Here is a 15,226-nt window from a genome sequence, read left to right on the forward strand (position 1 = left end):
AGCCAGCTCCCACATTGAGCGCGTGGTTGCTCAGATCACGAACAGGTCCATGAACCGATTGACCGGCGTGGCTTCAAGCTTCGCCTGGTCCTTGCACAACGCAAGAATCTCGGCACTGCGCTGCGCAGTAAACCGTGTGGCCAGGTTGGCCTTGAACTTGTCTTCCAGCAACGGAATACCGTCCACCCGGCGCCGGCGATGACCAATCGGGTACTCCACCGCTACCTGTTCGGTACTGCTGCCGTCCTTGAAAAACACCTGCACCGCGTTGGCGATGGAGCGCTTGTCGGCCTCCAGGTATTCACGGCTGTAGCGTGGGTCTTCGACGATGACCATCTTGTCCCGCAGTTCGTCGATGATGGGATGGGCGGCGTGGAATTCATCTTCGTACTGCTCCGCCACCAGATTGCCGAACGCCAACGGCACGGCCGTCATGTATTGCAGGCAATGGTCGCGGTCGGCAGCGTTGGCCAACTGGCCAACCTTGGAGATGATGCGAATCGCCGACTCGTGGGTGGTGATCACGATGCGTTCGATTTCATGCAGGCGATTTTTCACCCGTGGGTGCAACGTCACCGCCGCTTCACAGGCGGTTTGCGCATGGAACTCGGCGGGAAAGCTGATCTTGAACAGCACGTTTTCCATCACATAAGTGCCGTAGGATTGGGACAGGCTGAATGCGCGCTTGTCCTCGGGCTTGAGCGCCAGGTCCTTGTTGGTGTGGCTGAACAGCACGTCATAGAACCCCCACTGTGGCGCGCTCAATACGCCAGGGATGCCCATCTCGCCACGCAGGGCGATATCCGCCAGGCGTACGCCACGGCTCGACGCATCCCCCGCTGCCCAGGACTTGCGTGAGCCGGCATTCGGCGCATGCCGGTAAGTGCGCAACGCCTGCCCATCGACAAATGCATGGGACAACGCCGCCAGCAGTTGCTCACGGTTGGCGCCCATCAGCTTGGCGGTCACCGCCGTGGAGGCCACTTTCACCAACAGCACATGGTCGAGGCCGACGCGATTGAAGGAATTTTCCAGGGCAATCACCCCCTGGATCTCGTGGGCCATGATCATCGCTTCCAGCACCGCGCGAACGGTCAGCGGCGTGTCGCCATTGGCTACGCGCTGTTGCGACAGGTGATCGGCCACGGCAAGGATGCCGCCGAGGTTATCCGAGGGGTGACCCCATTCGGCGGCGAGCCAGGTGTCGTTGTAGTCGAGCCAACGCACGATACAGCCGATATCCCACGCGGCCTTGACCGGGTCCAACCGGAACGACGTGCCCGGCACCCGTGCGCCAAACGGCACCACCGTGCCCTCGACGATCGGTCCCAGGTGCTTGGTGCACTCGGGGAACCGCAGGGCCAGGAGGCCGCAACCGAGCGTGTCCATCAGGCAGTGGCGGGCGGTGTCCAGTGCAGCCTGGGAATCGATCCGATAAGTGAGGACATAGTCGGCAATGTCCTGCAGGACCCGGTCGTAGTCGGGGCGGTTGTTCTGGTCGACGTTGGCGCTCATGGCAGTTCTCCAAAAGTTAGGGGTTGTTCCATCCTCAGGGTCAGGGTTGATGTGTCGTGGCAGGTCTGATTGCCGGCCTTGGTAGTACGGGTACCACCTCCCCCTGTGGGAGCTGGCTTGCCTGCGACAGCGGTTTGTCAGTTGAAACAAGGGTTGCCTGACACGCCGTCATCGCGGGCAAGCCCGCTCCCACAGGGAACGGTGTTGATCGTTAAAAAGCGTCGCCGGGCACGCGGACGAAACCTTCCATCAGTACGCGCGCGCTGCGGCTCATGATGGCTTTTTTCACCACCCATTCGCCGTTGACCTGAGTGGCTTCGGCGCCCACGCGCAAGGTGCCGGACGGATGCCCGAACCGCACCGCGTTGCGCTCGACACCACCGGCCGCCAGGTTGACCAACGTCCCGGAAATCGCCGCCGCCGTACCAATCGCCACCGCCGCCGTGCCCATCATCGCGTGGTGCAACTTGCCCATCGACAGTGCACGCACCAGCAGGTCCACATCGCCGGCCTTGATCGCCTTGCCACTGGAGGCCACGTAATCCGCAGGCTTGGCCACAAACGCCACTTTCGGCGTGTGCTGCCGCTGGGCGGCTTCGTCCAGGTGTTTGATCAGGCCCATGCGCAGTGCACCGTAGGCCCGCACGGTTTCGAACATCGCCAGGGCCTTGGGGTCGCTGTTGATCGCGCCTTGCAGCTCGGTGCCGGTGTAGCCGAGGTCTTGCGCGTTGATAAAGATGGTCGGGATACCGGCGTTGATCAGCGTGGCCTTGAAGGTGCCGACGCCGGGCACTTCCAGGTCGTCAACCAGGTTGCCGGTCGGGAACATCGAACCGCCACCGCCCTCTTCCTCCGCCGCCGGGTCCATGAACTCCAACTGCACTTCGGCGGCCGGGAAAGTCACGCCGTCCAGTTCGAAGTCACCGGTTTCCTGCACCGCCCCGTCGGTGATCGGCACGTGGGCGATGATGGTCTTGCCGATATTGGCTTGCCACACCCGCACCACGGCCACGCCGTTGTGCGGCACGCGAGCCGGGTCGACCAGGCCAGCGCTGATGGCGAAGGAGCCGACCGCCGCCGACAGGTTGCCGCAGTTGCCGCTCCAATCCACAAACGGCTTGTCGATGGAGACCTGGCCAAACAGGTAGTCCACGTCGTGATCGGCGCGGGTGCTTTTGGCCAGGATCACGGTTTTGCTGGTGCTCGATGTGGCGCCACCCATGCCGTCGATCTGTTTGTCATAGGGGTCGGGACTGCCGATCACCCGCAACAGCAAGGCGTCGCGCGCGGCGCCCGGCACCTGCGCCGACGCGGGCAGGTCCTTGAGGCTGAAAAATACGCCCTTGCTGGTGCCGCCACGCATGTAGGTGGCCGGGATCTTGATTTGCGCTGCGTGTGCCATGGTTACCTCTCAGGCGGTCGCCGCCGATTCCAGGAAGTCCTGGGCAAAGCGTTGCAACACGCCGCCCGCCTCGTAGATCGACACTTCTTCGGCGGTGTCCAGGCGGCAAGTCACCGGCACTTCGACACGTTCGCCGTTCTTGCGGTTGATCACCAGCGTCAACTGCGCACGCGGGGTGCGCGCACCGACCACGTCGTAGGTCTCGCTGCCATCGATCTGCAGCGTGTGACGGTCGGTACCCGGCAGGAACTCCAGCGGCAGCACGCCCATGCCCACCAGGTTGGTGCGGTGGATGCGCTCGAAGCCTTCGGCGGCAATCGCTTCCACACCGGCCAGGCGCACGCCCTTGGCCGCCCAGTCGCGGGACGAGCCCTGGCCGTAGTCGGCGCCGGCAATGATGATCAGCGGCTGCTTGCGCTCCATGTAGGTCTCGATGGCTTCCCACATCCGCGTGACCTGGCCTTCCGGCTCGATCCGCGCCAGGGAACCCTGCTTGACCTTGCCGTTTTCAACCACCATTTCGTTGAACAGTTTCGGGTTGGCGAACGTCGCGCGTTGCGCAGTCAAATGGTCGCCGCGATGCGTCGCGTAGGAGTTGAAGTCGACTTCCGGCAGGCCCATTTTCGCCAGGTATTCACCGGCGGCGCTGTCGAGCATGATGGCGTTGGACGGCGACAAGTGATCGGTGGTGATGTTGTCCGGCAGCACCGCCAGCGGGCGCATGCCCTTGAGCGGACGTGCACCGGCCAGCGCGCCTTCCCAGTACGGCGGGCGGCGGATGTAGGTGCTTTGCGGGCGCCAGTCGTACAGCGGCGCGACTTTCGGGCCGGTGTCTTCGTGGATGGCGAACATCGGGATATACACCGCGCGAAACTGCTCCGGCTTCACGCAAGCCTTGACCACGGCGTCGATCTCTTCATCACTCGGCCAGATGTCCTGCAGGCGGATCTCCTTGCCGTCGGTATCGAGGCCGAGCACGTCTTTCTCGATGTCGAAACGGATAGTGCCAGCAATCGCATACGCCACCACCAACGGCGGCGACGCCAGGAAGGCTTGCTTGGCATACGGGTGAATACGTCCGTCGAAGTTGCGGTTGCCCGAGAGCACGGCGGTGGCGTACAAGTCGCGGTCGATGATCTCCTGCTGGATCACCGGGTCCAGCGCACCGGACATGCCGTTGCAGGTGGTGCAGGCGAAGGCCACCACGCCGAAACCGAGCTTCTCCAGTTCATGGCCCAGGCCGGCCTCTTCGAGGTACATGGCCACGGTTTTCGAGCCGGGCGCCAGGGACGACTTGACCCATGGTTTGCGGGTCAGTCCCAGCTTGTTGGCATTGCGCGCCAGCAGGCCTGCGGCGATCACGTTGCGCGGGTTGCTGGTGTTGGTGCAACTGGTGATGGCCGCGATGATCACCGCGCCGTCGGGCATTTGCCCGGGCACTTCATCCCACTGGCCGCAGATGCCTTTGGAGGCCAGGTCGCTGGTCGCGACGCGGGCATGCGGGTTGCTGGGGCCGGCCATGTTGCGCACGACGCTGGACAGGTCGAAGGTGAGGCCGCGCTCGTATCGCGCGCCCTTGAGGTCATCGGCCCACAAGCCGGTGTGGCGAGCATATTGCTCCACCAGGGTGACCTGTTCGTCTTCGCGGCCGGTGAGTTTCAGGTAAGCGATGGTCTGCGAGTCGATATAGAACATCGCCGCCGTGGCACCGTATTCCGGGGCCATGTTGGAGATGGTCGCGCGGTCGCCCAGGGTCAACGCCGAAGCGCCCTCGCCAAAGAACTCCAACCATGCGCCCACCACTTTCTGTTGACGCAGGAACTCGGTCAGCGCCAGCACCATGTCAGTGGCGGTGATGCCGGGTTGCAGCTTGCCGGTCAGTTCCACGCCGACGCTTTCCGGCAGGCGCATCCACGAGGCGCGACCGAGCATCACGCTCTCGGCTTCCAGGCCACCGACACCGATGGCGATGACACCCAAGGCATCCACGTGAGGGGTATGGCTGTCGGTACCGACGCAGGTATCCGGGAAGGCCACGCCGTCACGCACCTGGATCACCGGGGACATTTTCTCCAGGTTGATCTGGTGCATGATGCCGTTGCCAGGCGGGATCACGTCGACATTCTTGAAGGCCTTTTTGGTCCACTCGATGAAGTGAAAGCGGTCTTCGTTGCGACGGTCTTCGATAGCGCGGTTTTTCTCGAACGCGTCCGGGTCAAACCCACCGGCTTCGACGGCCAGGGAATGGTCGACGATCAGTTGGGTCGGCACTACCGGGTTGACCTGGGCCGGGTCACCGCCTTGCAGGGCGATGGCGTCGCGCAGGCCGGCGAGGTCGACCAGCGCGGTCTGGCCGAGGATGTCGTGGCAGACCACGCGCGCAGGGAACCAGGGGAAGTCGAGGTCGCGCTTGCGGTCGATCAGTTGGCCCAGGGACGCATTGAGGGTGGCCGGGTCACAGCGACGCACCAGGTTTTCTGCGAGGACGCGAGAGGTATACGGCAAAGTGGCGTAGGCGCCGGGTGTGATTGCCTCGATAGCCGCGCGGGCGTCGAAGTAATCCAGGCGGCTGCCGGGGAGCGGTTTGCGAAATTCAGTGTTCATCGTCAGGACTCGGTCACGGTAGTTAGGCGGAACGAACCTGCGGCATGGGTCTGGATGAGCAGGGTCCCTGTGGGAGCCGGGCTTGCCGCGATAGCGATGTAACTGTCGACACCCGTGTTGAATGTCAGTCAGTCATCGCGGGCAAGCCCGGCTCCCACATTGACCCGGTTTCAACCATGAAAACCGGTGCCTCAGGTTGATCCCATTCAGCGACGTTCGATTGGCACGAACTTGCGCTGCTCGACGCCGGTGTATTCGGCGCTCGGACGGATGATGCGGTTGTTGGCACGCTGCTCGAACACGTGGGCGGCCCAGCCGGTGAGGCGCGAGCACACGAAGATCGGGGTGAACAGCTTGGTCGGGATGCCCATGAAGTGGTACGCCGAGGCATGGTAGAAGTCGGCGTTGGGGAACAGTTTCTTCTGTTCCCACATGGTCTTGTCGATGGCTTCGGAAACCGGGAACAACACCTTGTCGCCCACTTCGTCGGCGAGTTTTTTCGACCAGCCCTTGATCACTTCATTACGCGGGTCGTTGTCTTTGTAGATCGCGTGGCCGAAGCCCATGATCTTGTCCTTGCGTGCCAACATGCCGAGGGTGCCTTCGACGGCTTCTTCGGCCGAAACGAAACGCTCGATCATTTCCATCGCCGCTTCGTTGGCGCCACCGTGCAGCGGGCCACGCAGGGAGCCGATGGCGGCGGTGACGCAGGAATACAGGTCGGACAGGGTCGACGCACAGACCCGCGCAGTGAAGGTCGACGCGTTGAATTCGTGTTCCGCGTAGAGGATCAACGAAACGTTCATCACCTTGACGTGCAACTCGCTCGGTTGCTTGCCATGCAGCAAGTGCAGGAAGTGGCCGCCGATGGTCGGCTCGTCGGTCACGCAGTCGATGCGCTTGCCGTCGTGGCTGAAGCGGTACCAGTAGCACATGATCGCCGGGAAGGCGGCGAGCAGCCGGTCAGTGACATCGCGCTGCACGCTGAAGTCTTTCTCCGGTTCGATATTGCCCAGGAACGAGCAACCGGTGCGCATCACGTCCATCGGATGGGCGTCGGCAGGGATGCGTTCCAGCACTTCTTTCAATGCTTGCGGCAGGTCGCGCAGCTTGCTCAGCTTGGCACTGTAGGCAGCCAGTTCGGCCTGGGTCGGCAGTTCGCCGTACAGCAACAGGTAGGCGACTTCTTCAAATTGCGCATCGGCAGCCAGTTCGCGCACGTCGTAGCCGCGATAGGTCAGCCCGGCACCGGCCTGGCCCACGGTGGACAGTGCGGTCTGCCCGGCCACTTGGCCACGCAGGCCGGCGCCACTCAATACTTTTGCTTCAGCCATGTTCGTTCTCCGATCTTGAATTTATTAGGGAGGCGTACCGCGTTACTTTTTCGCGGCAAACAGCGCGTCGAGCTTCTGCTCGAAGGTGTGGTAGTCGATGCGATCGTAAAGCTCCATGCGGGTTTGCATGGTGTCGATCACGTTCTGCTGGGTGCCGTCGCGACGGATCGCGGTGTAGACGTTCTCGGCCGCCTTGTTCATGGCGCGGAAGGCCGAGAGCGGGTACAGCACGATGGAAACATCGGCAGATTTCAACTGTTCGGTGGTGTACAGCGGCGTGGCGCCGAATTCGGTGATGTTGGCCAGGATCGGGGCCTTCACCTTTGACGCGAAGAGCTTGTACATCTCCAGTTCGGTGATGGCTTCCGGGAACACCATGTCGGCGCCGGCTTCGATGCAGGCAGCGGCACGGTCCAGGGCCGACTCCAAGCCTTCGACGGCCAGGGCATCGGTACGGGCCATGATCACGAAGCTGTCATCGGTGCGCGCATCCACGGCGGCCTTGATGCGGTCGACCATTTCCTGCTGGGACACGATTTCCTTGTTCGGGCGATGACCGCAACGCTTGGCGCCCACCTGGTCTTCGATGTGAATCGCGGCCGCGCCGAACTTGATCATCGACTTGACGGTGCGCGCGACGTTGAACGCCGAGGAGCCAAAACCGGTGTCCACGTCCACCAGCAGCGGCAAGTCGCAGACGTCGGTGATGCGGCGCACGTCGGTCAGCACGTCATCCAGGCCGGTGATGCCCAGGTCTGGCACGCCGAGGGAGCCCGCCGCCACACCGCCACCCGACAGGTAGATGGCCTTGAAACCCGCGCGCTTGGCCAGCAACGCGTGGTTGGCGTTGATCGCACCGACCACCTGCAGTGGGTGCTCGCTGGCGACGGCGTCACGGAATCGCTGGCCGGGTGTGCTTTTATTGTTAGAACTCATGACTCACCTCGCTGAGTGGTTGTCTGGGGAGCGCCGTCCGGGAAATGGCGGGCAATGTTGCGTTTGGATGCGCCGATATGCCGGCGCATCAACAGTTCGGCCAGTTCGCCGTCGCGATCGGCAATCGCATCAAGTATGCGGTGGTGCTCGGCGAAGGCCTGGCGTGGGCGATTGGGGGTGGCGGAGAACTGGATGCGGTACATGCGCACCAATTGGTACAGCTCGCCGCAGAGCATTTGGGTCAGGGTGCGGTTACCGGCGCCTTGAATTATCCGGTAATGAAAATCGAAGTCGCCTTCCTGCTGGTAATAGCCGAGGCCGGCCTGAAAGGCTTCGTCCCGCTCGTGGGTGTGCAGCACCTGGCGCAGCTCTTCGATCTCCGCGTCGGTCATGCGCTCGGCCGCCAGGCGGCAGGCCATGCCTTCGAGCGATTCGCGGATTTCATAGAGTTCGATCAGCTCGGCGTGGCTCAGCGACACCACCCGGGCGCCGACGTGAGGCACACGCACCAGCAGGCGCTGGCCTTCAAGGCGGTGGATCGCCTCGCGCAGCGGGCCGCGGCTGATACCGTAGGTACGCGCCAGTTCCGGCTCGGAGATCTTGCTGCCGGGGGCTATCTCACCTTTGACGATGGCGGCCTGGATACGCCGGAAGACGTTCTCGGACATGGTCTGGGAGTCGTCCTGCGCCACGGCTGTGGATTCCAGCTGATCCAGCATATTGTCGACACCTTTAAAAGCAATGCCGCAAAAACTAGCCAATCAGCCCCAGATAGTCAAAGAATAAATCCACATTGTCGACAATCGTCTAATAACCCTTGTTGCCCCCTATCGGGGCATGGCCGCCTGCCAGCGCTGGCGCCAAAAAAGCATCATGTTAGAATGCGCACCACTTTTGCCTGACATCACTGGATGAAACGGCATACGAGGGAGTTTGCGCAGCAATGCCAGTCGCCTTGAATTGAACATCGCACTGCCGCCTCGGGATCTATGAGACTCAAACCCTTCCTTCTATTGATTTGCCTGTTGGCCGCACCAGGCCTTGGCGTAGCCGCCGAGAAGACCGTGTATGGCCTCAACGAATACGCGCAATTGGCCGGTATCGACCTGGAGGTCGCTGCCAAACTGGACACCGGTGCCAAGACCGCGTCCCTCAGCGCCCGTGATATCAAGCGCTTCAAGCGCGACGGCGAGTCCTGGGTGCGTTTCTACCTGGCCATCGACACCGCCCACTCCCACCCCATCGAACGTCCCCTGGCCCGCGTCAGCAAGATCAAGCGCCGCGCCGGTGACTACGACCCCGATGAGGACAAGAACTACACCGCCCGTCCGGTGATAGCCCTGGATATTTGCATGGGCACCGCTTTACGCAGCATCGAAGTGAACTTGACTGACCGCAGCGCATTCCAATATCCGCTGCTGATTGGCTCCGAAGCGCTGAAACGCTTTGATGCGCTGGTCGACCCCAGTCTTAAATACGCAGCAGGCAAACCTGCCTGCGCCGCCGACGCTCATACCGCCGAGTAAACCGAATGCGCTCTCTGACCCTGCACCTGAAAATCCTGATCGCCATCCTGGTGGTGCTGGGTATTTCGGTCACCGCCTATCAGATCTTCGTGCTGGGGATCCCCGTCACCGAGGACGCCACCGACGACTTGTGGAACATCGATGCCAAGGTCGAGTTCGTCGCCAACCCGAAAGACCCGGTGAAGATCCAGATGTTCGTGCCGCCCTTGAGCCGCGACTTCGTCAGCCTCAACGAGAGTTTCATTTCGAACAACTACGGGGTGAGCGTCAACCGCACCGACGGCAACCGCAAGGTCACCTGGTCGGCACGCCGCGCCAAGGGTAACCAGACCCTGTATTACCGCCTGGTGCTCACCAAGCGTTACAGCGGCGAAAAGGTCAAGGTCAAGGGCCCGACCTTCCGCGACAGCATTGCCGTGGAAGGCCCGGAAAAAATCGCCGCCGAAGCGCTGCTGGCGCCTATCCGCCAGCATTCGGCCGACGTCGAGACCTTTATCAGCGAAGCCATCAAGCGCACCAACAACCTCAACGACGACAACGTGAAACTGTTGCTGGCGGGCGACCCGTCGACGCCGCACAAAGCCAAGATCGTCGAACTGCTGCTGTCCATCGCCCATGTGCCGGTGGAAAAGGTCCACACCATTCGCTTGGTGGCCGACCAGCCGCAAACCCCGGAACTCTGGCTGCGCAGCTTCAACGGCAATGACTGGTTGTACTTCAACCCGGAAACCGGCGAACAAGGCCTGCCGGCCGACCGCCTGCTGTGGTGGACCGGCGATGAAAACCTGATCACCGTCGACGGTGGCAAGAAAGCCATGGTGACCTTCAGCCTGAACAACAGCGAGATGAACGCGATTCGCCTGGCCAAGCTGACCGACGAGAACACCGACGCCAACTTCCTCGAATATTCGCTGTACGGCCTGCCGCTGCAAACCCAGCAGACCTTCATGATCATGGTCATGATCCCGATTGGTGTGCTGGTGATCCTGATCCTGCGCAACCTCATTGGCCTGCAGACCCTGGGCACCTTCACGCCGGTGCTGATCGCCCTGGCGTTCCGCGAGACGCAGCTGGGCTTCGGGATTGTGCTGTTCACGATCATCACGGCGCTGGGGCTGTCGCTCAGGTCGTACCTGGAACACTTGAAGCTGCAGATGCTGCCGAGGCTGTCGGTGGTGCTCACCTTTGTGGTGGTGCTGATCGCGGCCATCAGCCTGTTCAGTCATAAACTGGGGCTGGAGCGCGGGTTGTCGGTGGCGCTGTTCCCGATGGTGATCCTGACCATGACCATCGAACGCCTGTCGATCACCTGGGAAGAACGCGGCGCCAACCATGCGCTGAAAGTGGCGATTGGTACGCTGTTTGCCGCATCCCTGGCGCACCTGATCATGAGCGTGCCGGAACTGATCTACTTCGTGTTCACCTTCCCGGCGATCCTGCTGATCCTGGTGGGTTTCATGCTGGCCATGGGTCGTTATCGCGGCTACCGCCTGACCGAGCTGGTGCGTTTCAAGGCCTTCCTCAAGGCTGACTCGTAATGTTCGGCTTCTGGAAGACCTGGAAAGCCCTCGAAGCGCGGGGGATCATGGGCATCAATCGGCGTAACGCCGACTACGTGCTCAAGTACAACAAGCGCAGCCTGTACCCGATCGTGGATGACAAGATCATCACCAAGGAACGCGCGCTTGCCGCCGGCATCCATGTGCCGGAAATGTACGGAGTGATCTCCACCGAGAAGGAAATCGACAAGCTCGACGACATCATCGGCGGGCGCAGCGACTTCGTGATCAAGCCCGCCCAGGGGGCCGGCGGTGACGGCATCCTGGTGGTGGCGGACCGTTTTGAAGGGCGCTATCGCACGGTGTCCGGCAAGATCATCAGCCACGAAGAGATCGAGCATCAGATCTCCAGCATCCTCACTGGCCTCTACTCGCTGGGCGGCCACCGTGATCGCGCGCTGATCGAGTACCGGGTGGTGCCGGACCAGATTTTCAAAAGCATCAGCTATGAAGGCGTGCCGGACATCCGCATCATCGTGCTGATGGGCTACCCGGTGATGGCCATGCTGCGCTTGCCGACCCGCCAGTCGGGCGGCAAAGCCAACCTGCACCAGGGAGCCATCGGTGTCGGTGTAGACCTCGCTACCGGCCTGACCCTGCGAGGCACCTGGCTGAACAACATCATCACCAAGCACCCCGACACCACCAATGCCGTGGATGGCGTGCAGCTCCCCAACTGGGACGGTTTCATGAAACTCGCGGCCGGCTGCTACGAGCTGTGCGGGCTGGGCTATATCGGCGTGGACATGGTGCTCGACCAGGAGAAAGGCCCGCTGATCCTGGAGCTCAACGCGCGCCCAGGGCTGAATATCCAGATCGCCAACGACTGCGGCTTGACCCTGCGTACACATGCGGTGGAAGCTCGGCTGGAAGCGCTGAAAGCCGCTGGCGTGACGGAAACGCCGGAAGAGCGCGTGAAGTTCGTGCAGGAAATGTTCGGGCATATTCCGCCTGTGGAAGGCTGAAGACCGCATTACCTGTAAGCCGGATCCTACAGTGGAATGCGGTACAATCCCCGCCCCTCTATGCCCATAGCTGATTCGCCGCGCATGCCGACCTGCTCCGTACACCCGCTGCCCTACCGGGCCAACCCCGCTGAGTACTTTGCGGTGATTCGCCACGCGCCTGGTGCCGTGCTGCTGGACAGTGGGCGACCGGCAGCCGAGCGCGGGCGTTATGACCTGCTGAGCGCCTGGCCGCAAACAACCCTGACGGTGTCGCCCGACGAAAGTGGTAGTGATTTCCTGCAACGCTTGCGGGAAAACCTTGCCCAGTTGGGTGATGCGGATTTACCCGACGGTTATGCATTGCCGTTTGCCGGTGGCCTGATCGGCTACCTGAGCTATGACTTCGGTCGTCATCTTGAGCAGATGCCGCACTTGGCCGCAGATGACCTGCACCTGCCGGATGCGCGCTTCGGGCTGTACGCCTGGGCGTTGATCAGTGATCACCAGGCGCAGGCCAGCCAGCTTGTTTTTCACCCCGCACTGGCGGACAGCGAGCGGCAACGCTTGATTGCCTTGTTCCGTCACCCGGACGCTGGCTCCACCGCCCTTTTCAAGCTCCAGGGCCCCATGGCACCGGACCTTACTGCCGAGCGTTATCGACAAGCGATCGTGCGCATCCAGGACTACATCCAGGCCGGCGATTGCTACCAGGTCAACTTCGCCCAGCGTTTTCGAGCGCCCTGCCTTGGCGATCCATGGGTGGCGTATTGCGCCCTGCGCGAAGCCTGCCCGACGCCGTTCTCGGGGTTCCAGAGCCTGCCGGACGACGGCGCGGTGCTGAGCCTGTCGCCAGAGCGCTTCGTGCGCATCAGCGAGCGCCACGTCGAAACCCGACCCATCAAAGGCACTCGCCCACGTGGCCTGACGCCCGAAGAAGACGCCGCTCACGCCGCCGAACTGCTGGCCAGCCCCAAGGATCGCGCCGAAAACCTGATGATTGTCGACCTGCTCCGCAATGACCTCGGCCGCACCTGCCGCACTGGCTCGGTGAGCGTGCCGGAGCTGTTCAGCCTCGAAAGCTACCCCAATGTGCACCACCTGGTCAGCAGCGTGACCGGCACACTGGCCGATGACAAAGACGCCCTCGACCTGATCGCCGGCAGCTTCCCCGGCGGCTCCATTACCGGCGCGCCGAAGATCCGCGCGATGCAGATCATCGACGAACTGGAGCCCACCCGACGCGGGCTTTACTGCGGTTCGCTGGTGTACCTGGACGTACGCGGCGAAATGGACAGCTCCATCGCCATCCGCAGCCTGCTGGTGAAGGATGGGCAGGTGTGTTGCTGGGGGGGCGGTGGGATCGTGGCAGATTCGCAGTGGGAAGCGGAGTATCAGGAGTCGCTGACCAAGGTGAAGGTGTTGTTACACACGTTGGAAAGCCTGTAGTCGCCACGCCCCTTCTGGTTCTCGGAGGCAAGGCAACGGCCTGAATCAGAACGCCTGTGGACGGCATTCGGGCTGGCACCTGAGATTGACGGCGTTTGCAAGGACCTCATCGCGGGCAAGCCCGGCTCCCACATTTTGATAGGTGAACCCATTCAAGTGTGGGAGCTGGCTTGCCTGCGAAGGGGCCATCAGCCTTGGCGAAAACCTACAGGCTCAAAGACCGATTCGACGCCTTGATGAACGCTTGCTTCAGATCCTCAAACGTATGCACCGCGGGGAATTGCGGGAATTCGCGGATCACGTTCTCCGGCGCATGGAACAGAATCCCACGGTCGGCTTCACCCAGCATAGTGGTGTCGTTGTAAGAGTCGCCGGCGGCGATCACGCGGTAGTACAGACTCTTGAAGGCCAGCACCGATTGGCGCTTGGGGTCTTTCTGGCGCAGCTGGTAACTGACCACGCGGTCGGTTTCGTCGGTGATCAGGCGGTGGCACAGCAGGGTCGGGAAACCCAGTTGGCGCATCAGCGGCTGGGAGAACTCGTAGAAGGTGTCCGACAGGATCACCACCTGGAAGCGCTCGCGCAGCCAGTTGACGAACTCGATGGCGCCGTCCAGCGGCTTGAGCGTGGCGATCACTTCCTGGATGTCGGCGAGCTTGAGCCCATGCTCGTCGAGAATGCGCAGGCGTTGCTTCATCAGTACGTCGTAGTCGGGAATGTCCCGGGTGGTGGCCCGCAGGGATTCAATACCGGTTTTTTCGGCGAAGGCGATCCAGATCTCCGGAACCAGCACCCCTTCCAGGTCGAGACAGGCAATTTCCACAAGACACTCCCATTTTGAAGTTATTGATTGAGCGAGCAAAAGGACTGCCGAACTCTAGCGATTCAAGCTCGCCGCCGCAACGCAGAGCGGATTTTGATACCATCGCTCCCCTATAGAGCGCTCAGCGCCACTGACCTGTAGGAACCGTCCTGATGAACCAAGCCTTCGACGTCGCTGAACTCGCCGCGACTTACGCCAATAAATCCGCCCAGGATATTCTCAAGCTGGCGTTCAGCCAGTTCGGTGACGACCTGTGGATTTCCTTCAGCGGTGCCGAGGACGTGGTGCTGGTGGACATGGCCTGGAAGCTGAACAAGAACGTCAAGGTATTCAGCCTCGACACCGGCCGCCTGCACCCGGAGACCTACCGGTTTATCGAGCAAGTGCGCGATTTCTACAAGATCGACATCGAGTTGATCTCGCCGGACCAGAGCAAACTGGAACCGTTCGTCAAAGAGAAGGGCCTGTTCAGCTTCTACAAGGACGGTCATGGCGAATGCTGCGGTGTGCGCAAGATCGAACCACTGCGCCGCAAACTCGCCGGCGTGACGGCCTGGGCCACTGGCCAGCGCCGCGACCAGAGCCCCGGCACCCGCAGCCAGGTAGCGGCGTTGGAGGTCGACACGGCCTTCTCCACCCCGGAACGCACCCTGCATAAATTCAACCCGCTGGCGCAGATGACCAGTGAAGAAATCTGGGGTTACATCCGCATGTTGGAGCTGCCGTACAACAGCCTGCATGAGCGCGGCTTCATCAGCATCGGTTGCGAGCCCTGCACCCGGCCGGTATTGCCGAACCAGCACGAGCGCGAAGGTCGCTGGTGGTGGGAGGAAGCCACGCAGAAGGAATGCGGGCTGCATGCCGGGAATATCATCAGCAAGGCCTAAAGGCTTGGCGATCAAATAATCAAGGTGGGAGCGGGCTTGCCCGCGAATGCGGTGTATCAGTCGATGTAGTCGGTGACTGACACCCCGTCTTCGCGGCCAAGCCCGCTCCCACATTTGTTTTGCATTGGCCGCCGAAGGTGTACACACAGATGTAACCATCGGTGCCATTTATGTGTGCAATTTTTTGTTATCCGCACCATAACGTAACACCTCTATCCGCCCGCCGTTTCCCCCACTGCATCGCACT

The 15,226-nt window shown here is 61.9% G+C and carries 12 protein-coding genes; 5 read left to right on the top strand and 7 right to left on the bottom strand.

Translation table 11 applies throughout. The features are described 5' to 3' along the window. Positions 1-30: 30 nt before the first annotated feature. From prpD to ATH90_RS21350, 6 genes are all read right to left on the bottom strand, one after another. The gene (prpD, locus tag ATH90_RS21325) at positions 31-1,515 is read right to left on the bottom strand and encodes a 2-methylcitrate dehydratase (RefSeq protein WP_098467209.1); all 1,485 of its coding nucleotides are present in this window, start codon (positions 1,513-1,515) and stop codon (positions 31-33) included. A 211-nt stretch (positions 1,516-1,726) separates the two neighbouring features. Beyond that, positions 1,727-2,917 (bottom strand): 2-methylaconitate cis-trans isomerase PrpF, encoded by a 1,191-nt coding sequence (gene prpF, locus ATH90_RS21330; RefSeq protein WP_034108240.1) that lies wholly within the window; start codon positions 2,915-2,917, stop codon positions 1,727-1,729. Positions 2,918-2,926: 9 nt separating this feature from the next. Further along, positions 2,927-5,521, bottom strand: coding sequence for a Fe/S-dependent 2-methylisocitrate dehydratase AcnD (acnD, locus tag ATH90_RS21335; RefSeq protein WP_034108242.1), 2,595 nt, complete (start codon positions 5,519-5,521; stop codon positions 2,927-2,929). A gap of 206 nt (positions 5,522-5,727) precedes the next feature. After that, a complete protein-coding gene (gene prpC / locus ATH90_RS21340; protein ID WP_098467210.1) occupies positions 5,728-6,855 on the bottom strand; it encodes a bifunctional 2-methylcitrate synthase/citrate synthase in 1,128 nt (375 codons plus the stop codon). Between the two features lie 42 nt (positions 6,856-6,897). Next, entirely contained in the window at positions 6,898-7,791 is an 894-nt protein-coding gene (gene prpB, locus ATH90_RS21345) for a methylisocitrate lyase (protein ID WP_034108245.1), read from the bottom strand. Then, the gene (locus ATH90_RS21350; RefSeq protein WP_034108247.1) at positions 7,788-8,510 is read right to left on the bottom strand and encodes a GntR family transcriptional regulator; all 723 of its coding nucleotides are present in this window, start codon (positions 8,508-8,510) and stop codon (positions 7,788-7,790) included. Before ATH90_RS21350 ends, prpB begins: the two co-directional genes overlap by 4 nt. Before the next feature lie 270 nt (positions 8,511-8,780). Between ATH90_RS21350 and rloA the strand changes: the two genes are divergently transcribed. The 4 genes from rloA (at position 8,781) to pabB (ending at position 13,269) form a co-directional block, all read left to right on the top strand. Then, positions 8,781-9,317, top strand: coding sequence for a retropepsin-like aspartic peptidase RloA (gene rloA, locus ATH90_RS21355; protein WP_034108249.1), 537 nt, complete (start codon positions 8,781-8,783; stop codon positions 9,315-9,317). Positions 9,318-9,322: 5 nt separating this feature from the next. Then, positions 9,323-10,855 carry an osmotic stress tolerance membrane protein RloB gene (rloB, locus tag ATH90_RS21360; RefSeq protein WP_034108251.1) on the top strand — a complete coding sequence of 511 codons (1,533 nt, stop codon included), beginning with the start codon at positions 9,323-9,325 and terminating at the stop codon, positions 10,853-10,855. Next, positions 10,855-11,841 (top strand): alpha-L-glutamate ligase-like protein, encoded by a 987-nt coding sequence (locus ATH90_RS21365; RefSeq protein ID WP_033901220.1) that lies wholly within the window; start codon positions 10,855-10,857, stop codon positions 11,839-11,841. Before rloB ends, ATH90_RS21365 begins: the two co-directional genes overlap by 1 nt. 84 nt (positions 11,842-11,925) lie before the next feature. Beyond that, a complete protein-coding gene (gene pabB / locus ATH90_RS21370; RefSeq protein ID WP_098467211.1) occupies positions 11,926-13,269 on the top strand; it encodes an aminodeoxychorismate synthase component I in 1,344 nt (447 codons plus the stop codon). A 205-nt stretch (positions 13,270-13,474) separates the two neighbouring features. On the opposite strand, the gene thrH is transcribed toward pabB, so the two are convergent. Next, positions 13,475-14,092, bottom strand: a complete 618-nt coding sequence (gene thrH, locus ATH90_RS21375; RefSeq protein ID WP_034108255.1) for a bifunctional phosphoserine phosphatase/homoserine phosphotransferase ThrH — start codon at positions 14,090-14,092, stop codon at positions 13,475-13,477. A gap of 152 nt (positions 14,093-14,244) precedes the next feature. Between thrH and ATH90_RS21380 the strand changes: the two genes are divergently transcribed. Continuing rightward, positions 14,245-14,979 carry a phosphoadenylyl-sulfate reductase gene (locus ATH90_RS21380; protein ID WP_098467212.1) on the top strand — a complete coding sequence of 245 codons (735 nt, stop codon included), beginning with the start codon at positions 14,245-14,247 and terminating at the stop codon, positions 14,977-14,979. Positions 14,980-15,226: the final 247 nt, after the last annotated feature.

It is taken from the genome of Pseudomonas lurida (assembly GCF_002563895.1).
Lineage (GTDB): Bacteria > Pseudomonadota > Gammaproteobacteria > Pseudomonadales > Pseudomonadaceae > Aquipseudomonas > Aquipseudomonas lurida.

Coding starts and splice junctions, on each gene's coding strand:
- ATH90_RS21350 (WP_034108247.1), bottom strand. CDS start 8,510: ATGCTGGATCAGCTGGAATCCACAGCCGTGGCGCAGGACGACTCCCAG.
- prpC (WP_098467210.1), bottom strand. CDS start 6,855: ATGGCTGAAGCAAAAGTATTGAGTGGCGCCGGCCTGCGTGGCCAAGTG.
- rloB (WP_034108251.1), top strand. CDS start 9,323: ATGCGCTCTCTGACCCTGCACCTGAAAATCCTGATCGCCATCCTGGTG.
- prpD (WP_098467209.1), bottom strand. CDS start 1,515: ATGAGCGCCAACGTCGACCAGAACAACCGCCCCGACTACGACCGGGTC.
- rloA (WP_034108249.1), top strand. CDS start 8,781: ATGAGACTCAAACCCTTCCTTCTATTGATTTGCCTGTTGGCCGCACCA.
- acnD (WP_034108242.1), bottom strand. CDS start 5,521: ATGAACACTGAATTTCGCAAACCGCTCCCCGGCAGCCGCCTGGATTAC.
- prpB (WP_034108245.1), bottom strand. CDS start 7,791: ATGAGTTCTAACAATAAAAGCACACCCGGCCAGCGATTCCGTGACGCC.
- prpF (WP_034108240.1), bottom strand. CDS start 2,917: ATGGCACACGCAGCGCAAATCAAGATCCCGGCCACCTACATGCGTGGC.
- ATH90_RS21365 (WP_033901220.1), top strand. CDS start 10,855: ATGTTCGGCTTCTGGAAGACCTGGAAAGCCCTCGAAGCGCGGGGGATC.
- ATH90_RS21380 (WP_098467212.1), top strand. CDS start 14,245: ATGAACCAAGCCTTCGACGTCGCTGAACTCGCCGCGACTTACGCCAAT.
- pabB (WP_098467211.1), top strand. CDS start 11,926: ATGCCGACCTGCTCCGTACACCCGCTGCCCTACCGGGCCAACCCCGCT.